Source organism: Pseudomonas syringae group sp. 26L6, assembly GCF_032587815.1.
In the GTDB taxonomy this organism is placed as follows: domain Bacteria; phylum Pseudomonadota; class Gammaproteobacteria; order Pseudomonadales; family Pseudomonadaceae; genus Aquipseudomonas; species Aquipseudomonas amygdali.
Window position 1 is genome coordinate 30,648 of sequence record NZ_JAWHPJ010000021.1, and the last position, 20,279, is coordinate 50,926.

22 protein-coding genes are annotated in these 20,279 nt (G+C 60.4%); 11 read left to right on the forward strand and 11 right to left on the reverse strand.

Annotated features, from left to right (window positions below; genetic code table 11):
• Positions 1–29: 29 nt before the first annotated feature.
• Together RYA97_RS13110 and RYA97_RS13115 are read right to left on the reverse strand one after the other, a co-directional pair.
• Positions 30–926 carry a PA4780 family RIO1-like protein kinase gene (locus tag RYA97_RS13110; RefSeq protein WP_002555533.1) on the reverse strand — a complete coding sequence of 299 codons (897 nt, stop codon included), beginning with the start codon at positions 924–926 and terminating at the stop codon, positions 30–32.
• 244 nt (positions 927–1,170) lie between these two features.
• Positions 1,171–1,974 carry an AraC family transcriptional regulator gene (locus tag RYA97_RS13115; RefSeq protein WP_005752856.1) on the reverse strand — a complete coding sequence of 268 codons (804 nt, stop codon included), beginning with the start codon at positions 1,972–1,974 and terminating at the stop codon, positions 1,171–1,173.
• A gap of 85 nt (positions 1,975–2,059) precedes the next feature.
• On the opposite strand from RYA97_RS13115, the gene RYA97_RS13120 reads away from it, so the two are divergent.
• Positions 2,060–3,088 carry a bile acid:sodium symporter family protein gene (locus RYA97_RS13120; RefSeq protein ID WP_057402417.1) on the forward strand — a complete coding sequence of 343 codons (1,029 nt, stop codon included), beginning with the start codon at positions 2,060–2,062 and terminating at the stop codon, positions 3,086–3,088.
• A gap of 6 nt (positions 3,089–3,094) precedes the next feature.
• Here RYA97_RS13120 and RYA97_RS13125 read toward each other — a convergent pair whose 3' ends face one another.
• The 3 genes from RYA97_RS13125 to RYA97_RS13135 all read right to left on the reverse strand — a co-directional run bounded on the left by RYA97_RS13125 (position 3,095) and on the right by RYA97_RS13135 (position 6,318).
• On the reverse strand, positions 3,095–4,492 hold the full coding sequence (locus RYA97_RS13125) for a DUF726 domain-containing protein (RefSeq protein WP_316892451.1): 1,398 nt from the start codon (positions 4,490–4,492) through the stop codon (positions 3,095–3,097).
• A 32-nt stretch (positions 4,493–4,524) separates the two neighbouring features.
• A complete protein-coding gene (locus RYA97_RS13130) occupies positions 4,525–4,803 on the reverse strand; it encodes a hypothetical protein (protein ID WP_316892453.1) in 279 nt (92 codons plus the stop codon).
• Positions 4,804–5,040: 237 nt separating this feature from the next.
• Positions 5,041–6,318: an acetyl-CoA C-acetyltransferase gene (locus tag RYA97_RS13135; RefSeq protein WP_316892455.1), complete on the reverse strand. Its 1,278-nt coding sequence runs from the start codon at positions 6,316–6,318 to the stop codon at positions 5,041–5,043.
• 108 nt (positions 6,319–6,426) lie between these two features.
• On the opposite strand from RYA97_RS13135, the gene RYA97_RS13140 reads away from it, so the two are divergent.
• The 6 genes from RYA97_RS13140 (at position 6,427) to RYA97_RS13165 (ending at position 11,085) form a co-directional block, all read left to right on the forward strand.
• Entirely contained in the window at positions 6,427–7,782 is a 1,356-nt protein-coding gene (locus RYA97_RS13140; RefSeq protein ID WP_316892456.1) for a 3-oxoacyl-ACP reductase, read from the forward strand.
• Between the two features lie 30 nt (positions 7,783–7,812).
• A complete protein-coding gene (locus tag RYA97_RS13145; RefSeq protein ID WP_316892466.1) occupies positions 7,813–8,670 on the forward strand; it encodes a MaoC family dehydratase in 858 nt (285 codons plus the stop codon).
• Between the two features lie 120 nt (positions 8,671–8,790).
• Positions 8,791–9,096: a MazG-like family protein gene (locus RYA97_RS13150; protein WP_004659381.1), complete on the forward strand. Its 306-nt coding sequence runs from the start codon at positions 8,791–8,793 to the stop codon at positions 9,094–9,096.
• The gene (locus tag RYA97_RS13155) at positions 9,093–9,842 is read left to right on the forward strand and encodes a methyltransferase domain-containing protein (protein ID WP_316886639.1); all 750 of its coding nucleotides are present in this window, start codon (positions 9,093–9,095) and stop codon (positions 9,840–9,842) included. The genes RYA97_RS13150 and RYA97_RS13155 overlap by 4 nt, the downstream gene beginning before the upstream one ends.
• 19 nt (positions 9,843–9,861) lie before the next feature.
• Positions 9,862–10,500: a DUF4136 domain-containing protein gene (locus RYA97_RS13160; protein WP_004659385.1), complete on the forward strand. Its 639-nt coding sequence runs from the start codon at positions 9,862–9,864 to the stop codon at positions 10,498–10,500.
• A gap of 18 nt (positions 10,501–10,518) precedes the next feature.
• A complete protein-coding gene (locus RYA97_RS13165; protein WP_316892459.1) occupies positions 10,519–11,085 on the forward strand; it encodes a DUF4136 domain-containing protein in 567 nt (188 codons plus the stop codon).
• Positions 11,086–11,126: 41 nt separating this feature from the next.
• On the opposite strand, the gene RYA97_RS13170 is transcribed toward RYA97_RS13165, so the two are convergent.
• Genes RYA97_RS13170 through RYA97_RS13180 form a run of 3 tightly spaced genes read right to left on the reverse strand, consistent with a single transcriptional unit; the run spans position 11,127 to position 12,806 of the window.
• Positions 11,127–11,717, reverse strand: a complete 591-nt coding sequence (locus RYA97_RS13170) for an LON peptidase substrate-binding domain-containing protein (RefSeq protein WP_004666370.1) — start codon at positions 11,715–11,717, stop codon at positions 11,127–11,129.
• Positions 11,718–11,730: 13 nt separating this feature from the next.
• Positions 11,731–12,447, reverse strand: a complete 717-nt coding sequence (locus RYA97_RS13175; protein ID WP_002555546.1) for an LrgB family protein — start codon at positions 12,445–12,447, stop codon at positions 11,731–11,733.
• Entirely contained in the window at positions 12,444–12,806 is a 363-nt protein-coding gene (locus RYA97_RS13180) for a CidA/LrgA family protein (protein WP_004659394.1), read from the reverse strand. The genes RYA97_RS13175 and RYA97_RS13180 overlap by 4 nt, the downstream gene beginning before the upstream one ends.
• A 205-nt stretch (positions 12,807–13,011) precedes the next feature.
• Between RYA97_RS13180 and RYA97_RS13185 the strand changes: the two genes are divergently transcribed.
• From RYA97_RS13185 to RYA97_RS13195, 3 genes are all read left to right on the forward strand, one after another.
• Positions 13,012–13,467, forward strand: a complete 456-nt coding sequence (locus RYA97_RS13185; RefSeq protein ID WP_316892462.1) for a MaoC family dehydratase — start codon at positions 13,012–13,014, stop codon at positions 13,465–13,467.
• Positions 13,468–13,607: 140 nt separating this feature from the next.
• Positions 13,608–15,335, forward strand: a complete 1,728-nt coding sequence (locus RYA97_RS13190) for a C13 family peptidase (RefSeq protein ID WP_046834944.1) — start codon at positions 13,608–13,610, stop codon at positions 15,333–15,335.
• 28 nt (positions 15,336–15,363) lie between these two features.
• Positions 15,364–16,005: an oxidoreductase gene (locus RYA97_RS13195; protein WP_005778941.1), complete on the forward strand. Its 642-nt coding sequence runs from the start codon at positions 15,364–15,366 to the stop codon at positions 16,003–16,005.
• Between the two features lie 143 nt (positions 16,006–16,148).
• On the opposite strand, the gene RYA97_RS13200 is transcribed toward RYA97_RS13195, so the two are convergent.
• The 3 genes from RYA97_RS13200 to mpl are packed head-to-tail and all read right to left on the reverse strand — an operon-like array spanning position 16,149 to position 18,401.
• Complete coding sequence (locus tag RYA97_RS13200) at positions 16,149–16,433, reverse strand: YceK/YidQ family lipoprotein (RefSeq protein ID WP_002555551.1); 285 nt, start codon at positions 16,431–16,433, stop codon at positions 16,149–16,151.
• Positions 16,426–17,055, reverse strand: coding sequence for a flavin prenyltransferase UbiX (gene ubiX, locus RYA97_RS13205; RefSeq protein ID WP_002555552.1), 630 nt, complete (start codon positions 17,053–17,055; stop codon positions 16,426–16,428). Before ubiX ends, RYA97_RS13200 begins: the two co-directional genes overlap by 8 nt.
• Positions 17,052–18,401 carry a UDP-N-acetylmuramate:L-alanyl-gamma-D-glutamyl-meso-diaminopimelate ligase gene (mpl, locus tag RYA97_RS13210; RefSeq protein ID WP_316892463.1) on the reverse strand — a complete coding sequence of 450 codons (1,350 nt, stop codon included), beginning with the start codon at positions 18,399–18,401 and terminating at the stop codon, positions 17,052–17,054. Before mpl ends, ubiX begins: the two co-directional genes overlap by 4 nt.
• A 225-nt stretch (positions 18,402–18,626) precedes the next feature.
• Between mpl and RYA97_RS13215 the strand changes: the two genes are divergently transcribed.
• A complete protein-coding gene (locus tag RYA97_RS13215; RefSeq protein ID WP_004666377.1) occupies positions 18,627–20,147 on the forward strand; it encodes an aldehyde dehydrogenase family protein in 1,521 nt (506 codons plus the stop codon).
• The last annotated feature ends 132 nt before the right edge of the window (positions 20,148–20,279 follow it).

The window sequence follows — 20,279 nt, forward strand, 5'->3', positions numbered from 1 at the left end:
CAGAGCATTGCACGAGAGTCAGTCAGTTTTTACTGCATCCACGGCGGCGGTGGTTCTTCGGTGGATTTGCTCGGTGGCGCATCGTCTGCCGCACGAGCTGCCTGACGGCGAGCCTCGTCGAGACGGGCGGCTTCGATTTCGCGCAGTACGCCGCCCACATCGGCTTCGTCCTCCGGCTCGTCGAACTCACCAGTCAACACCGTGGCGGGCGACAAAGTGCCAGCCTCGTAGTACGACCACATTTCCTTGGCGTATTTGGTCTTTCTGAGCTCCGGCGCGAAGCGGCCGAAGTACAGCGCCATGTTGCCAACGTCACGCTCCAGCATGCTGAACGCGTGGTTGTTGCCCGCGGCGTCGACTGCTTGCGGCAAGTCGATGATGACCGGGCCGGACGGTGCCAGCAGCACGTTGAACTCGGAAAGGTCACCGTGCACCAGACCGGAACACAGCATAAGCACGATCTGCTCGATCAGGAACGCGTGATACTCGCGTGCCTGATCCGGCTCCAGCACCACATCGTTCAGACGCGGCGCAGCGTCGCCATACTCGTCGGCCACCAGTTCCATGAGCAGTACGCCTTCCAGGAAGTCGTACGGCTTGGGCACCCGAACACCCGCGCTGGCCAGACGAAACAGTGCAGCCACTTCGGCGTTCTGCCAGGCGTCTTCGGTTTCCTTGCGCCCGAACTTCGAGCCCTTGGCCATGGCCCGGGCCTGGCGACTGTTGCGTACCTTGCGGCCTTCCTGATACTCGGCCGCCTGACGGAAACTGCGTTTGTTAGCCTCCTTGTAAACCTTGGCACACCGCAGCTCATTGCCACAGCGCACCACATAAACAGCTGCCTCTTTACCACTCATGAGCGGGCGCAGCACCTCGTCGACCAGACCGTCTTCGATCAGGGGTTCAATGCGTTTAGGAGTTTTCATCAGCTTTTATTGTGGGTCCTTTGTTGCCAGATACGCGATTGTTGCCGTTATACGGCAATCCTCCGCCAGCGAGTAGGGGTAGGGGCCAGTGGATTGAAAGGTTTTTTAAGCAAAAACCACGCAATCCCCCGGTTTAAAGCACCTTTCGTGCCGTACAGGCGATAAAAGATATTCGGGGACAAAACGTGTAAAGCCCGAAAAATCTACGCTAGATATACTCGTTAGTACGCAATACAACCTGGCGTTACTTGAACAAATCACCGGGCGTATACCCGAACAAGCCCTTGAACGCAGCGATGAAAGCCGACGTCGAGTCATACCCACAGGCCAGCGCGGTATGCGTCACACTGGCGCCCTCTTCCAGTGCAGAAAGTGAGGACAGTAACCGTGCCCGCTGCCGCCAGCCGCGAAAGCTCAATCCGGTTTCCCGCTGAAACAGGCGCATCAGGGTTTTCTCGGATGTGCCAAGACGTGCCGCCCAGTCGTGCAGGGTAATCAACTGGCCGGGTTCTTCGATCAACTCGTTGCATAGCCCCAGCAAACGCGGGTGACGCGGCAACGGCAGCGAAAAACCGACTTCCGGCAAGTGCGCCAACTGGTCCAGCAATACCTGCACCAGCCGCGCCTCATGGCTGTCCTGCTCGGGATAGTCCACGGGTAACAGGCAGAAGCTCTTGATCAGTTCGCGGGCCAGCGGCGTGACTTCCAGCACCCGGCAACGCTGTGGTGCCCAGCCCGAATCAGCCGTGCGAATGTACAGGCTGCGCATTTCGGCACGCATGGAGGTCACGACCTCGTGTTCAAGCCCGGCCGGCACCCAGACGCCCCACTGTGGCGGTGCAAAAAAACTGCCCTCGGCGGTATGCACACCCAATACCCCGCTGATCGCATAGGAAAACTGCACCCAGTCGTGACGATGGGGCGGCGTCCACGAACCGGCACTGAGGCTTTCAGCGCGGGCATATAACGGGCGCGGCAGACCGGACAGTGCCGGTATCTGCCGCTCGCCAGTGGGATGTCGCTGATCGATCTGTCCGTTAGTCGGCATCTTATGGCCTTATGTCGCAAGACGGCTGTTATGCAACAGAGTAGCCTGCGCACATCCTTGTTTACAAAAGTTGTCCGGGTCCGTCATGCAATCACTCAAACACTTCAAACGCGTCGCTACCGACTGGTTCCTCTGGGGCATGGTTCTGGCGACGGTGCTCGCCTACTTCTTCCCGCGTTTCGGCGCTACCGGCGGCAGCATGCACGCTGAATACGTCATCAAGGTCGGCGTGTTCGTGGTGTTCTTTCTGCATGGGGTAAACCTGTCCAGCGAGCAGATCAAGAAAGGCCTGACCAACTGGCGCCTGCACGTGATGATCCAGGTCTTCACCTTCGTGGTGTTCCCGCTGATCTGGCTGGCGTGCCAAAAGCTGCTGGGCTCGTATGTGCCAGCGCTGCTGATGCTGGGTTTTCTCTACCTGTGCGCCCTGCCCTCGACCATTTCGTCTTCGGTGGCGCTGACCGGCAGCGCAGGCGGCAATGTCCCGGCAGCGATTCTCAACGCCAGCATGTCCAGCGTCATCGGGATTTTCATCACCCCGTGGCTGGTCAGCCTGGTGGTCGGCACCGGCGCTGGCGGGATCGATCTGGGCGATACACTGCTCGACCTGTGCGCCATGCTCCTGCTGCCACTGGTGCTTGGCCAGCTAATGCGGCCGTTGCTGGGCAAGTTTTTCGCCCGTCACAAGAAGTACACCAACCTGATCGACAAGCTGGTGATCCTCCTGCTGGTTTACGCGGCGTTCTGCAACTCGATGATTTCCGGCATGTGGCAGAGCCAGGGCAACAGCGTGATCCTGACCGCATTCATCGGCACCGCGCTGCTGCTGGCGGTGATCCTGTTGATGACCACGCGCACCGCACGGGCGCTCAAGTTCGATCATGCCGATAAGGTCGCGGCGGTGTTCTGCGCCACCAAGAAATCGCTTGCAGCAGGGGCGCCGATGGCAGCGCTGATCTTCGGCAGTAATCCAGGGCTGGGCCTGATCCTGTTGCCGATCATGATCTACCACCCGATGCAGTTGATCGTCTGTTCGATCATCGCCGAGAGCTACGCCAGTCGTCATCGCCAGCAGCTTTCGCAGGCCGCGCTGGAAGAAGCCCAGGCCGCCTGACCACTGTTACATCAGCGCGTCATCGCCCAGCGTGACGCGCGCGTAAAAGACGATTGCCACTGTCGGGATCAACGCTGAATAACCCGGCCTGAGCGCCGTGCCGAAGTGCGTCAGCAGGCGCTGCACCGGCGCCTGGCGAATTGCACCCAGCAACCCTTTGATCGTGCCGGGAGCTTTCTCGGCCTGCGCGGGCTTGAAGAATGCAGCAACGGTCAAACGCTCGGCCAGTGCGTCGATATGTGCCGCATACACTTCCCAGCTCATCACGCTGACACTGGCGCGAGGCATTTGTACCAGCGGGTGATCGTTGCTGAAGGCCTGCCGGAAAAACGTCCGCAGCAGCAGCTCCTCCACTTCAACCACCGTCGCACAGTTGTGCAGCGAATCGCTCAGACCGTATTGCCGCGCCAGCATGCCCAGCACTCGCGTGTAGGGCACGCCTCGACGCCGGGCGGCATTGATCAGAAAGTGTCCGGCGACCAGCTGGAACTCGCGCACAAATGCGTAGGTGCGATCCGCTTCGGTGGCCTTGAGGCGCGTCCATCGACTGCTGCACAAATGCTTGATGGCCGCCTCCAGCACGTAGTCTGGCGAGCGGGCCAGAACGCTGTGCAGCCAGATGTCCTGCAACACCGGGTCGCGGCTGACTGTCGGTAAAACGGCAACGCCGGTTTCCAGTCCTTCACAGCCGCTGAAGCGAGTTGCAATCAGCACTTCCTGCAAGCGTCTCCAGTAATGGTGATGGCGATAACCCTGCATCCGCACATTCTCGAAATGCTCGACCGGCGTGCGTCCCAGGCTCTTCTCGCCCAGATTCAGCAACAGCACGTGGTCTTCGCTGGAGTAAGCGTTGATCAATCGCCCGCTGATTTTCTGCTTCAACACTTCGGCCTCGGCCGCGTCAATGCGCACCGCAGCAGCCATCAGCAACACATCGCCCACCACCAGCCCGTGTTCGGGCGTCTGTTGCAGGTTCTTGAGCGTGCTGACCAGTAGTCGTCCGCCCAGTGAGTGGCCAATCAGGTTGACCTGTTTTACGTCCGGATGATGTTCGAACAGGTAACGGTCCAGTTGTGCCAGCAACACTTTGCCCATATCGCGAGCCCGGTTGCGGATACGCGCAAAATGAACGACGCGGTCTCCTGCCAGCGCGGCTGCGCCCGCCAGCGGATGCACTCGGGCGGCGGCCATCAACAGGCCACGGGAACGGTTGTCCATCTGGGTAAAATGGCTGGATGGCCAGAACGCCAGAATATTCACGCTTTGGCGCAAGGCACCGGGAATACTGTTGGCCAGCATGCGCCGGTCGTCCAGATCATGCCCTGACGAATAGCCGTGAATGAAGACGTTGGCGACCTCGCCCGATGTCTTGGGCAAGGTCAGAAACTTGAAGTGATTTTCCACGTTGTCCTGTCACACATGGGCGGGTTGCACGCTCAATTTCTGACGATGAAGCGCCTGGCGATCAGTATGATCAGCCGCAGGCAAAACATGATACCGGTCACAGCGATCACCCATTTGGCAACCAGCAGGAAATAACTTTCGATTTCATCGGAAACCAGCCCCACCAGCAAGCCCATCCCGCCGATCAGCAACCCAATCAGCGCCAGGCCGATATAGGGCCTCAGCCAGCGGGTCCGCGCGCCTTTGTCAAACAGATAGAACACCGTGCCGACCAGAATCAGAAGCACCGATACCCCAATGATGAACCCCATGCCTTACCTCAACGTTACAGGCCAATAATGCTGACTGTTCATCCCGTGCACGGGTGTGACGCGGAGCGTCACGAAATGCATTCCCACGCTGGAGCGTGAGGAACGAGAGGTGTCCAGAAGAACCTTATCGTGCCAATGCTCCGCGTCGGCATGCCGTTCATGACGCTCCGCGTCATATCTCTTCAGACGTACCGCCCTTTTCAGCTGTGGATTATGCCCATGACCCCAGCCATTTGCCTAACGCTCCAGAATCGCCGTAACACCCTGCCCGCCAGCTGCGCAGATCGAAATCAATCCACGCCCGTTGCCTGCTGCATCGAGCAGTTTGGCCAGGTTGGCGACGATGCGGCCTCCGGTTGCGGCAAACGGATGGCCGGCTGCCAGCGAGCTGCCCTTGACGTTCAGTTTGCTGCGGTCAATAGCACCCAATGGCGCGCCCAGTCCCAGACGGGTCTGGCAGTAATCAGCGTCCTCCCAGGCTTTGAGGGTGCACAGCACCTGCGCGGCAAAGGCTTCGTGGATTTCGTAGTAATCAAAATCCTGAAGGGTCAGGCCATTGCGCGCCAGCAGGCGCGGAACGGCGTAGGCCGGGGCCATCAGCAGCCCTTCTGCGCCGTTGACGAAATCCACCGCCGCGGCCTCACCATCCCGCCAATAGGCCAGCACCGACAGGCCGCGCTCGCGCGCCCACTCTTCACTGGCCAGCAACACCACCGACGCGCCGTCGGTCAGCGGCGTCGAGTTGCCGGCCGACAGCGTGCCCTTGGCACTTCGCTCGAATGCGGGCTTGAGGCCAGCCAGCTTTTCGAGGGTCAGGTCCGGGCGCAGGTTGTTGTCACGGATCAGCCCAAGGTACGGCGTCATCAAGTCATCCTGCCAGCCCTCGGCGTAGGCTGCGGCCATTTTCAGATGGCTCTCGAGCGCCAGTTGATCCTGCGCCCCGCGCTCTATGCCCCAGTTCTGCGCCATCAGCTCGCAATGCTGGCCCATGGACAACCGCGTACGTGGCTCGCCGTTACGGGGCAGCTCCGGTTTGAGGTGGTGTGGACGCAACTGCATCAAGGCCTTGATCTTGTCGCCCGGCGTTTTGCTGCGGTTAACCTGTAACAGAATCTTGCGCAGCCCTTCATTGACACCTATCGGCGCATCCGACGTGGTGTCCACGCCCCCGGCAATGCCGCACTCGATCTGCCCCAGCGCGATTTTGTTGGCCACCAGCAACGCGGCTTCCAGCCCCGTGCCGCAGGCTTGCTGAATGTCATACGCCGGGGTCTGTGCCGAGAGCCGCGAGCCGAGCACGCATTCGCGGGTCAGGTTGAAGTCTCTGGAGTGTTTGAGCACCGCGCCTGTCACTACCTCGCCCATGCGCAACCCGTGCAGATTGAAGCGCTCGATCAGCCCCTCCAGAGCAGCAGTGAGCATGTCCTGATTGCTGGCAGTGGCGTAAGGGCCATTGGAGCGGGCGAACGGAATGCGGTTACCGCCAACTATGGCGACCCGACGAGGATGCGTCATGGAAAACTCCCTTTCTTCAAGCGAATGGATGAGCCGTGTCGATCGCAAGAACAAACGTCATGCCACCGTGGTCCATTCCTTTGAACCCCGACTTCAGGAGAGTGTTCCATGCCGTCAGATCGCTATATTGATTTCGCCAATTCCGACATGGGTCGGCGCTTGGTGAATGCCGTCGGTCTGCCCGCCCCCACGCACCTGGAGCGCTGGCAGGCCGGCCGGCTTCGTCCTGTAGAAGGCACACTGCTGATCAGTGCCGGGCCGCTGGGTGATCAGGTCCGTCAGTTCGCCAGTCGTCTGACCGACTCGCTTTACAGTTTCGGCAGTGACATGCCTGGCGCCACCACCTGGGTGTCCAACCAGGGGCCTCGCCTGAAAGCGGTGGTGTTCGACGCCAGCCAGATCCTGCGCACCGAGCAGCTCAGGCAGTTGCGGGACTTCTTTCAGCCGCTGCTGCGCAATCTTGACCACTGCGCACATGTGGTCATCCTCGGCAAATCCCCCGAAACACTCGCTGATCCGCTGGCGGCCAGCACTCAACAGGCCATCGTAGGTTTCAGCCGCTCGCTGGCCAAGGAAGTGCGCAACGGCGCAACGGTCAAGCTGCTGCAAGTGGATGACGACGCGCAGGATCAACTGGAGGGCGCCTTGCGCTTCTTCCTGACGCCCAAGGCTGCGTTCATCTCCGGTCAGTTTGTCCACCTGAGTGCCTGTCCGGGCAAAGTGCAGGACTGGACTCGCCCGCTGGCCGGACGCAAGGCAGTGGTAACGGGCGCTGCACGCGGCATTGGTGCGTCTATAGCCGAAACCCTGACACGTGATGGTGCGCAGGTCATTCTGCTGGATGTACCGCAGACCAAAAACGAGCTGGAGGCACTGGCCTCGCGGCTTGGCGGTCAGGCTCTGGCGCTGGATATCTGCTCGGCGGATGCTCCGGCACAGTTGCTCGAACACCTGCCCGATGGCGTCGACATACTGGTGCACAACGCCGGCATCACGCGCGACAAGACGCTGGTCAACATGCCGGAAGATTTCTGGGACTCGGTACTGGCGGTCAACCTCAATGCGCCGCAAGTGCTGACTCAAGTGCTGCTCGACGCGGGAGCCTTGAAGGACAACGCCCGAATCGTGCTCATGGCCTCGATCAGCGGTATCGCCGGTAATCGCGGGCAAACCAACTACACCACCAGTAAGGCCGGTCTGATCGGTTTTGCCAAGGCGATGGCTCCCGGGCTCAAGTCGCGCGGCATCAGCATCAATGCCGTCGCGCCAGGTTTCATCGAAACGAAAATGACCGCGCACATGCCGTTCACCCTGCGTGAGGCAGGACGGCGCATGAGTTCGCTCGGTCAGGGCGGTTCGCCACAGGATGTTGCTGAAGCTGTGGCGTGGTTTAGCCAGCCGGGCAGCGGCGCGGTGAGCGGTCAGGTTCTACGTGTATGTGGTCAAAACGTGATCGGGGCATAAGCCCCAGCATCGAATTCAAGGAGATGGATGATGACGGCTCACTGGCGCTACCTCAATTCTCTGCAGCCCCTGTCCAACCTGTTCATCCAGGCAGCGCTCAGGCGCAAGGTCACAGGGTCGCAGTTACCCGATCTGGGATTGCGAAGCTGGATCGCGGTCGATACCGACAAGCTTGATGCCTACCGCAAGGTCTGTGGGTTCGAAGAAAGCAGCCTGCTGCCGCCGACGTATCCGCATGTGCTGGCCTTTCCGTTACAAATGCAGCTGATGACCTCTCAGGAATTCCCGTTTCCGTTGCTGGGGCTTATTCACCTTGCCAATCGCATTCGCACTCATCGCCCGCTCGGCGGCGTAAGCCAGCTGTATATCAGCGTTCAGGCCACCGACCTGCGCCCGCACGCCAAAGGCGCCACCTTCACCCTGGTGACTCAGGCCGAGGACGGCATGGGCCTGCTTTGGGAAGAAGAAAGCACCATGCTGTGCACCGCTGTGCATCTGGAAGACGCGCCTGTAGAGCATCCCGAGCTTGCGCCGCTGCCCCTGATCGAGCTGGACAACTGGCGTGCGTCGGCACAAATCGGGCGCGAGTACGCCAAGGTGTCGGGCGACTACAACCCGATTCACCTCAGCGCACCCAGCGCCAAGCTGTTCGGCTTCCCGCGTGCCATCGCCCACGGCATGTGGCTCAAGGCACGTACGCTCGCGGCCCTTGGCGAGCACTTGCCAGCCTCGAATGTAGAGATCAGCGTGCAGTTCCAGAAGCCGGTACGCCTGCCCGCCGACGTCACACTCTCGGCCAGCGCCGCTTGCTCTCATGGTCAGTTCCGTGTCGAAGGCCAGGAGGGCATCGTGCATATGATCGGTAGCTGGCAGCCTGCAACCGAGTGATGCATCCCTGATAAAACCCTCTGACGGGAGCACCGCTCCCTTCAATGGCTGAACAAACCGCAACGCCCACTTGCCTGGCGACCCGTTCCCCCTGAAGCTATGCACCTTCAGGAGAGCACGATGAACATCGACGAGTTGACCCAACGCCTGCACCGCATCCGCGACCAGAATGACTGGAAGCAATTTCACAGCCCGAAAAATCTGGCCATGGCTGCCAGCGTGGAAATGGCCGAGCTGGTGGAGATATTCCAGTGGCTGCGTGAAGACCAGTCCCGCGAGCTGCCTGCCGACCAACTGGAACATGCCGGTCAGGAAGTCGGCGATATCGTTCTATATCTGTTGTTGCTGTGCAGCGAGCTGGGGCTGGACATGGAAACCGTGGTGCGCAACAAGCTGGCAGACAGCGAGCGGAGATTTGCCAAGTGAGTGATCGGCATTTCGACCAGCTGGCGACCCGCTTTGCAGAAAAGATCTACGGCGGTGCCAAGGGAGCCATTCGTCTGGCGGTGCTGCAGGCCGATTTGACCGAGACGCTGCCCGCACGACCGCTTCGCGTGCTGGATATCGGCGCGGGGCTGGGCCACATGTCACTTTGGCTGGCCGAACAAGGACATGAAGTGACCCTGGCCGAGCCCGCCGAACCCATGCTCGAAGGCGCACGTCAGCGCTTTGTCGAGGCCGGACAGACGGCGACCTTCATTCAGGCTCCTTGGCAGGCGCTGCCCGGTTTACTGAGCGACACTTACGATCTGGTGCTGTGCCACGCCGTGCTGGAATGGCTGGCCGAGCCGCACGCCATCCTTCCGGTACTGCGCCGCCTGACCCGCGACGATGGCTGGCTGTCACTGGCTTTTTACAACCGTGATGCGCTGATCTATCGCAACCTGCTGAAAGGTCATTTCCGCAAGCTGCGCAAAAATGACATGGCCGGGGAAAAGCAGAGCCTGACGCCACAACAACCGCTCGACCCTCGGGAACTGGCGACGCAACTTGAAGGCCTGTGGCAAGTCGAAACCCGTAGCGGCGTACGGGTGTTTCACGATTACATGCCGGTTGAATTCCAGGCTCGGGCCGAGCTGACCGACCTGCTGGAAATGGAGCTGGCGCATCGGCGTCATCCAGCCTTTGCCGGGCTGGGCCGTTACCTGCACTGGATGTGCCGTCCGGTCTGACATCACTGCGGAGACCACCATGAAACACCGTTCTGCCTTGTTTGCCGTGCTTCTGGGGACTGGCCTGCTCGGGATTAGCGCGTGCCAGAGCGATAATCCGTATGTGGCCAGTTCTCTGCCCATGCCGCCTGCTCCTGCGCAGGCGGCAAAGACCCTGGACATGAGCGCCTACCCTGCGCCGCCGCGCGACTATGGCCGGTATCGGTCGTGGGGCTGGCTCAACGGCCAGTTGCCGCCCGGTACGGCGTGGGTGGATTCTGCGCAGGTGGTCGAAGCGGTCAGCAATGGTCTGGACCAACGCGGCTTGCGGCCGGCTCGCGGTAATCAAGCTGCGGACCTCTACGTCAGCGCCACGACCCGGCAGGAAACCCGGTTGCGTCAGGTGCGCGAAGATTACGACCCGTATTACGGAGGCGGCATGGGCTATGGCCGCTACGATGGCTACCGGCCCGGTTACGGCGGATACGCCAGCGTGCCGGTGGTGCGCACTTATAAGGAAAACGTGATGGTGGTGCAGATCAATCTGATCGACGCACGCACCGGTCAACCGGTATGGAGCGCCAGCGCAGATGCACGCGCCAGCAATAACCTGGCAGACCGCAGCAGCGCATTACGTCAGGCCGTGCAACAGGCGCTGACGGCCTACCCTCCTTCGTAACCCATTCGGAGCACTGCCATGTTTCGCCGTATCGTCCTGCTGTCCTGTGCCTTGCTGCTGGCTGCCTGTCAGAGCAATTCGATCAATCGTGATTTCGATGCCCAGCGTGATTTCGGCGGCTATCGCAACTGGAGCTGGAAAGAACCTGCCGTTCAGTATCAGCCGGATGATGACCCACGGCTCAAAAGTGACCTGACCGAGCAACGCATTCGCCAATCGATCAGCGAGCAACTGGACCAGCGCGGCCTGCGTATGGCCGCTGCCGGTGCCCGGTCGGATTTGAAAGTACAGGCCTGGCTGATTGTCGAAAACCGCCAGCAAACGGTCAGCACCAACTATGGCGGCGGCTGGAACCCTTGGGGTGGCTACGGCTACTGGAACGGGCCGATGAACACCGAAACCCGCAGCGTGGACTACAAGGTCGGCACCTTGCAGATTGATATGTTCGACGGTAAGGACGGCAAACTGGTCTGGCGCGGCAGCACCGAGCGCATCCTTAACGACAACGCTGGCAACCCGGCTGAACGGGAGCAGGCCATCCGCACCACGGTGGCAAAAATTCTGGAGCAATATCCGCCGCACTAACCTCGCCTGACGTGTTGCGCAATGAGCAGCGCGATCGAGGCTCAGGCCTGCAGATCGCCCTGCATTTCATCGAGTAGCTCCTGAATCGCGTCGAGGCGTTCTTCGGGGTCGTCGATTTCCAGAAGCTCCACCTTGTCCTTTTCGGTGAACGGCAGCAGATAGGCAAGCTGGTTGGACAATGAATACTGCCCACCGGCCGACACGCCCATGTTCAAGGACGCCACCATCGGGTGCTCGGCCAGCGCTTCCAGCAGTGCAACGAGGTCGGCGTCTTCTTCCTGCAACGGACGCTCCACGGGCTCTTGCAGCCATTCAACCTCGGCCACCAGCAGTTGATCGCGCTGAACTTCAGCGGCGACCACCCGGAAGCGCCGCCCGCCGACGACACGGATGCCCAGCAAGCCGTTGTCCTGCTGCTGGAAATCCGTGACCAGTGCTTCGCAGCCAATCGGCGAGTAGCCGCCCGGTACGGTGCCCACCTCACTTCCTTCGGTGATGCACACCACACCAAACCCTTCACCCTGCTTCATGCAGCGGCCGATCATGTCCAGATAGCGCGCTTCAAACAACTGCAGATCAAGCACGCAACCTGGAAACAGCACAGCGTTCAACGGAAACAATGGCAACGTCATGGAAAAGCCTCCTTTAAATGGCCAGCGACATTGCCAGCGGCAGGAACAGTGCCGTCGCAACGCCCATCAGACTCATTGCCAACGCAGCAAAAGCCCCCGATTCCTCTCCCTCCTGCAATGCCACGGAAGTCCCAACCGCATGAGCGGTAAGACCCAGTGCCATGCCGCGAGCCGCAGGGTTATCAACCCCGGCCAGCGACAGCAGACCGGGGCCGAAAATGGCACCGAATACGCCAGTAATCAACACAAAAACCGCCGCCAGGGCTGCGACGCCGCCGATCTGCTCGGCAACCAGCATGGCGATGGGCGAGGTGACCGACTTGGGTGCCATGGTCATCAGAATCATATGGTCGGCACCGAACAGCACCCCGAACCCGACACACAACCCGGTGGCAAAAACCCCGCCGACTACCAGCGTAGTCAAGACAGGCCAGAACAGCTGTCGGATTCGGCGCATATTCAGGTAAAGCGGCACCGCCAGCGCCACGGTCGCAGGCCCCAGCAGCGTGCTGAGAATTTCAGTGCTCTTGCGGTACTCGGTGTATTCAAGATCGCAGAACAGCACAACACTGATTACCACCACCATCGAGACCAGCACCGGCTGCAGAAACAGCCAACGGGTTCGCTCGTACACAGCCATCGCCAGTTGATAGGCACCCAGGGTGATCGCGATGCCAAAAAGCGGATGGTGAATCACCGATAGCCATGCACCGTGCCAGTCCATATTCATGACCCCTCCTGGCGTCGGGCCTGGCGCCTGATGAGTGCCTGCATCAGCCAGCCGACAAAGGTCACGGAAATCATCAGGGACAGGGTCAGCGTGCCGAAGATCGCCCAGAAGTCCTTGGCGATGGCCGACGCATACACCATCACGCCAACGGCAGGCGGTACCAGCAGCAGCGGCAGATAACGCAGCAGACTGCTGGCGGCCATGCTGATCGGCTCGCTCACTTCACCGCGCAGCACCAGATAGGCCATCAACAGCACAAGACCGATGATCGGCCCCGGCAATATCGATAGAAACAGATGGTTCAGCGCGGTTCCCAGCAATTGGAACAGCACCAGCCATGTCAAACCCCGTAACAACATGAGGACCCCGGCAAATAAACGAATCCAGCGAATTATCGGCGTCATTATAAACACGCCGCGTCGCAGGTCATGAGCGGGTATTCGTATTGAGGCAGTTGCTTGACCAACCGGCAACACTCTGCTGATCTTGTGATTCGCCCGCAGGCCTTAGCTGATGCGGGCGGTGGCACCTCGACACAAAACCACATCAGACAAGGAGAGCGGCATGCCTTCTGTACCCGTCACAGAGCTCAAGCATTACATTGGCAAGGACGCAGAATGTTCAGACTGGCTGACCATCGACCAGGAGCGCATCAACCTGTTCGCCGAAGCCACAGGGGATTTTCAGTTCATTCATGTCGACCCGGTCAAAGCGGCGCAGACTCCGTTCGGCGCGACTATTGCGCATGGTTTCCTGTCGTTGTCACTGATCCCCAAGCTGATGGAGGGCATCATGGTGCTGCCCGAAGGCTTGAAGATGGCGGTCAACTACGGGATGGACAGCGTGCGCTTCGTTCAGCCTGTGCTGGTCAACTCTCGCGTGCGTCTCAAGGTCCAGTTGACTGAAGTGAGCGAGAAAAAACCCGGCCAATGGCTGCTCAAGGCAATCGCCACGCTGGAGATCGAAGGTCAGGAAAAACCCGCTTTTGTGGCCGAACCTTTAACCCTGTGTTTCGTGTAACACGTTTAAAACATGAAACAGTCGTAACAGACTGTTTCATCCCGCTTACTCGCTGCGGCATACTCCCCTGCGGGCGTGCCCCATAACATCTGCTAAAGCAGAGCCGGGCCCGCCCCTGAATCATTCTTCCGGGATCTCACATGCGCGCGCTCGCTCCATTGGCTTTGACACTCTTGATCGCAGGCTGCGGTGATGGCGAATCAATTTTGCCACCCGACGGCCGCCTCTCCGACGGCGGGCGCTATCGCGGCGATCTGGTCAACGGCGTATTGCAGGGCCAGGGCCGTATCGACTACCCCAACGGCAGCTGGTACGCAGGCCAGTTCGAAAACGGCCTGCGCCAAGGCCAGGGTGAATGGCACGCCAGCAACGGTGACGTCTACAAGGGTGGTTTCGAGCAAGGCCTGTTCAACGGTCAGGGCCGATTAACGACCCGCAATGGCGCGAGTTATGTCGGTAACTTCAAGCTCGGGCTGCGCGACGGCGAAGGCACTCAGAAAGACAAGGGCGTGCTTTATCGCGGTCAGTTCAAGGCAGGCCTGTACGACGGCCCCGGACGTCTGGAGCTTGAAGACGGCAGCCAGCACCAGGGCATGTTCGCCAATGGCAAGGCCAACGGCGAAGGTTCGCGCAGTGACGCCAGCGGCAATCAATACAGCGGTAATTTTGTCGACGGTCAATTGCAGGGCACCGGCAGCTTCACCAGCGCTGATGGCGATCAATACGTCGGCAACTTTCGCAACAGCCAGCTCGACGGCAAAGGTCGCTATGAAAATAGCGACGGCGACGTCTGGAGCGGTGACTTCAAGGAAGGCGCGCTGACCGGCAAAGGCGAATTGATCGGTGCTGACGGCAGCCGTTATCAAGGCGACTTCGACAACTGGCGCTTTATGGGGCAAGGCCAGCTGCAACTGGCCGACGGCAGCCGCTATGTCGGCCAGTTCGCCGATGACACCTATCAGGGCGATGGCGTGCTGATCTCCCCGGACGGCAAGGAGCAGCGCGGTATCTGGGCCAATGGCCAACGGGTGCGCGACGCCAAAGGCAAACTGCTGCCCGACGCACTTGAAGCAGGGCTGCTGGTACAAGGCACCCTGCTGGAAAAAGCGCTGGCCGCAGTCCCTGCGTCAACGCCCGCCACCGAGCTTTACACTCTGGTCGTGGGCGGCGACGGCAAGCAGAGCGTGTTCATGCGCGAGGCAGACTATGTCAGCAACCTGCTGAAGTCGCGCTTTGGAGCCGTCGGGCAGGTCAGTCTGGTCAATCATCGCGACCACATGGATGACCGGCCAATGGCAACCCGCGAGACCATCTCCCGCGCAGTCCAGACACTCGCGCAACGTACCGGCCCGGAAGACCTGATCTTCATTTACCTGACCAGCCACGGCACCCAGGAACATGAACTGGTGCTGGACCAGCCGCGCCTGTCGCTGGCCGACCTGCCCGCCGATGCCCTCGCGGCCGCCCTTGCGCCGCTGAAGAATCGTGACAAGATCGTGGTGATTTCGGCGTGTTATTCCGGTGGTTTCATTCCAGACCTGAAAGATGAACGCACGTTGATCATGACCGCATCACGCGCCGACCGCGTTTCATTCGGCTGCTCGGAAGAGGCTGACTTCACTTACTTTGGCGATGCACTATTCGCCAGGGCATTGGTCGAAACCGATGACCTGCAACACGCTTTCAACGAAGCAAAAGCCTATGTTGCCCAACGAGAGAGCGAAGACAATTTCGACGCCTCCGAACCGCAGATATGGGCACCGAAAGGAGTTCTGGCGCGCTGGCAGCAGTTGCGCAAAAGCCAGGCCGAACGCGCTTTGAATACGGCGTTGAACCGCACGGAAGCGAAGACCTCGACTAGCCACTAGGCTATCAGTGTATGAAGGGAGAACGGTTATGTATCTGACGCCGCAACACATCCTGCTTGCAGGGGCCACCGGCCTGACGGGCGAGCACTTGCTTGACCGCCTGCTCAACGAACCGACAGTCAGCCGCGTGCTGGCACCAACGCGCAGGCCCTTGGCAGAACACCCGCACCTTGAAAACCCGGTCGGCGAGCTGACCACTCTGCTGCCAACACTGGCTGGCCGTGTGGATATCGCGTTCTGCTGCCTGGGCACCACGATCAAGCAAGCGGGCTCACAGGATGCGTTCAAGGCGGTTGATCTGGATCTGGTCATAGCGTTCGCCAAACGAGCGCGTGAGCTGGGCGCGCGCCACTTGCTGGTAATCAGTGCGATTGGTGCAGACCCCAAGTCCAGCACCTTCTACAACCGTATCAAAGGCGAGATGGAACAGGCATTGCGCGCGCAGGACTGGCCGCAACTGACTATCGCCCGCCCTTCCCTGCTGGTAGGCAGCCGCACCGAAACCCGCTGGGTCGAGCAACTGGCAGCCCCCATCGCCAAACTGATCCCCGGTAAGTATGGCGCTATCGAAGCCTGCCAGCTGGCCCGCGCCATGTGGCGCCTGGCGCTGGAAGAGCAGAATGGCGAGCGTATCGTCGAGTCGGATGAACTGCGTAAGCTGGGCAAGTAGATGACGGTCGCTGCGGCCGGACGATGATCGTTTTCCAGCCCATCGCATGATCGTTCCCATGCTCCGCGTGGGAATGCAATTCGTGACGCTCTGCGTCACCCGAGGGAGCATTACCTGATAGCGCAGGTGTTGCACCGGTAACCCTAAAGCCCGCCCGTAGCCTGAACCCCTAGTCCCGCTGCCGTCAGCAATGACAGCGGCAGCAACAAGGTGTCGAGCAGCGCGCTGCCCGGCAGGTCCAGGCCCGGATAGCTCGGTGCTTCGGCACCGAAACGGTCAGCCGCACAGCAACCACCCTGCAGCGCATACATATTCAACCGCGTGCCTGCATACACCACCGGCGCGCCGGGTTTGGCCGCATCGAGCGTGCGCGCGGTGGCGCAGCCGGTCAGTGCCAGCGCAAGTGATATCAATATCAGCTTATTCATCGCCGCCAATGTGGTGCTCGCCCCAACGCGGCAGCATGTCCTGAGGAATATTCAGCAGATTGAGAATCCGCGCGACGACAAAGTCCACAAGGTCGTCGATGGTCTGCGGCTGATGATAAAAGCCCGGAGATGCGGGCAGAATCACCGCACCCATGTTCGACAGCTTGAGCATGTTCTCCAGATGAATACTGGAAAACGGAGCCTCGCGGGGCACCAGAATCAACTGGCGACGCTCCTTGAGCGTGACGTCGGCAGCGCGTTCGATCAAATTGTTGCAGGCCCCGGTAGCAATTGCCGACAGCGAACCGGTGGAGCATGGCACCACCACCATTGCGCTGGGCGAACCAGAACCTGACGCCACTGGCGACATCCAGTCGTCACGACCATAAACGCGAATCTGCCCGGCAGACGCGCCGGTGTATTCCGTCAGAAACGCCTGCATCATCATCGGTTTGGGTGGCAGGCGTACGTCGGTCTCGGTGGCCATTACCAACTGCGCGGCCTTGGAAATCAGGAAGTGCACCTCCCGGTCCTCACGCACCAGACAATCCAGCAAGCGCAGGCCATATTGCGCGCCAGAAGCGCCGGTCATCGCAACCGTAACGCGCTCCGGGCCGCTCATTTCAGCGCCTCGGCCAGTTTGCCGTGCAGGCCGCCAAAGCCGCCGTTGCTCATGATGACGATATGCGTGCCGGGCTGCGCCTGGCTATGGACTCGCGCGATGATTGCTTCAAGCGAATCACATACCGTCGAGGGTGCGCTGCCTCCTGCGACCGTAGCCGCCAGGTCCCAGCCAAGATTGGGCGGGGCATACCAGACCACCTGATCTGCCTGACTCACGCTTTCCGGCAGACCATCGCGGTGCGCGCCAAGCTTCATGGAATTGGAACGCGGTTCGATGACGGCAATGATCGGCGCATCACCGATTTTCTTGCGCAGGCCATCCAGCGTGGTGGCAATGGCCGTCGGGTGGTGAGCGAAGTCATCATAAATAGTGATGCCGCGCACTTCGGCGACCTTTTCCATGCGCCGCTTGACGCTCTTGAAGGCGCTGAGTGCCTGCACGCCCAGCGAAGGCACAACGCCCACGTGGCGAGCAGCCGCCAGCGTTGCCAGGGCATTGGCCACGTTGTGCTGACCGGTCATGTCCCACTCGACGCAACCTTGAAGCTGGCCCTCGAACAACACTTCAAAACGCGAACCGTCTTCACTCAACAGTCGAGCCTGCCACTGACCGCCTTCGCCAGTGGTTTGCACCGGCGTCCAGCATCCCATTTCGATGACCCGCGACAACGCAGGCTCGGTGGTCGGATGGATCACCAGGCCTTCACTCGGAATGGTACGCACCAGATGGTGAAACTGGCGTTCGATGGCGGGCAGATCCGGGAAGATGTCGGCATGATCGAACTCAAGGTTATTGAGGATCGCAGTGCGCGGGCGGTAATGAACGAACTTGGAGCGCTTGTCGAAAAACGCACTGTCGTATTCATCGGCCTCGACTACGAAGAACGGGGTGTCACCCAGACGCGCCGACACGGCGAAGTTCTGCGGGATGCCACCGATCAGGAAGCCGGGGCTCATGCCGGCATGTTCCAGCACCCAGGCCAGCATACTGCTGGTGGTGGTCTTGCCGTGCGTACCGGCCACCGCCAATACCCAGCGGTCTTGCAGCACATGGTCGGCCAGCCATTGCGGGCCGGACACATACGGCAAACCTTTATTCAGGACGTATTCAACCGCCGGGTTGCCACGCGACAGCGCATTGCCGATCACGACCAGATCAGGTGCGGGGTCCAGTTGCGCAGAATCGTAACCCTGGGTCAGCTCGATGCCCTGGGCTTGCAGTTGGGTGCTCATCGGCGGATAGACGTTGGCGTCGGAGCCGGTGACCCGGTGCCCCGACTCTTTGGCGAGCACCGCCAGAGAACCCATGAACGTGCCGCAGATACCAAGGATATGAATATGCATGACCAACCTCTCAGAACATCTGCGCAGGTTAACGTAGGGACGGTGAAATGGCACCCTGAGTTTGTCCGCTGCATTGCCTGCACAGGCCATTTCAATGACCGGCAGATAAGCCTAAAGTCCTAACCACGGCCGGATGCAATTGGCCTATTCTTGAACGCTTATTGCCATATGCCCGAAAGCAGAATCGACACAGACTCCCTCACAACAAGAACCAGGAGACATATCATGCGTTACGCTCATCCCGGTACCGAAGGCGCTATCGTCAATTTCAAGGAACGCTACGGTAACTATATCGGCGGCGAGTTCGTCGCACCGGTCAAAGGCCAGTACTTCACCAACACCTCGCCCGTCACCGGCAAGGCCATCGCCGAATTCCCGCGCTCCACCGCCGAAGACATCGAAAAGGCCCTCGACGCTGCGCACGCAGCCGCTGCAGCCTGGGGCTCGACCTCGGTGCAGGCGCGCTCGCTGGTGCTGCTGAAGATTGCCGATCGTATTGAAGCCAATCTCGAAGTCCTGGCCATCACCGAAACCTGGGACAACGGCAAGGCGATCCGCGAAACCCTCAACGCCGATATTCCGCTGGCCGCCGATCACTTCCGCTACTTCGCTGGCGTGCTGCGCGCGCAGGAAGGCAGCGCTGCGGAAATCGACGGCAATACCGTGGCCTATCACATTCATGAGCCGCTGGGCGTGGTCGGGCAGATCATCCCGTGGAACTTCCCGCTCCTGATGGCAGCCTGGAAACTCGCCCCTGCGCTGGCTGCCGGTAACTGCATCGTGCTCAAGCCAGCCGAACAGACCCCGCTGGGGATCAGCGTACTGATTGAACTGATTGGTGACCTGCTGCCTCCTGGCGTGCTGAACATCGTGCAGGGTTATGGTCGCGAGGCAGGCGAAGCGCTGGCCAGCAGCAAGCGCATCGCCAAAATTGCCTTCACCGGTTCGACACCGGTCGGCTCGCACATCATGAAACTGGCGGCGGACAACATCATCCCGTCCACCGTCGAGCTGGGCGGCAAGTCGCCGAACATCTTCTTCGAAGACATCATGAGCGCCGAGCCTGAGTTTATCGACAAGGCCGCCGAAGGTTTGGTGCTGGCGTTCTTCAATCAGGGCGAAGTCTGCACTTGCCCGTCCCGCGCGCTGGTGCAGGAGTCGATCTATCCACAGTTCATGGAAGCGGTGATGCGCAAGGTCGAGAAGATCAAGCGCGGCGACCCGCTGGACACTGACACTATGGTCGGCGCTCAGGCATCCGAGCAACAATTCGACAAGATTCTTTCGTATCTGGACATCGCCAAGGGCGAAGGCGCCGAGCTGCTGACCGGCGGCAAGGTCGAGAAGCTTGAGGGCAGCCTGTCCACTGGCTACTACATCCAGCCGACGCTGCTCAAAGGCAACAACAAGATGCGTGTGTTCCAGGAAGAAATCTTCGGCCCGGTGGTCAGCGTCACCACCTTCAAGGACGAAGCAGAAGCTGTGGCCATCGCCAACGACACCGAGTTCGGCCTGGGCGCAGGCTTGTGGACCCGCGACATCAACCGCGCCTACCGTGTGGGCCGGGCGATCAAGGCCGGGCGAGTCTGGACCAACTGCTACCACCTGTACCCGGCCCACGCCGCGTTCGGTGGCTACAAAAAGTCCGGCGTCGGCCGCGAAACCCATAAAATCGCGCTTGAGCACTACCAACAGACCAAAAACCTGCTGGTGAGCTACGACACCAACCCGTTGGGTTTTTTCTAGGCCCGTTGATTGTCCGACTATCGTTACCACGCTCCAGCGTGGTAACGCGGTTCTGGACGCTCTGCGTCCGATCTCAAATGCGCGGGGTCAGCACGAGCTTGTGACGCAGAGCGTCACGAACTGCATGCCGAC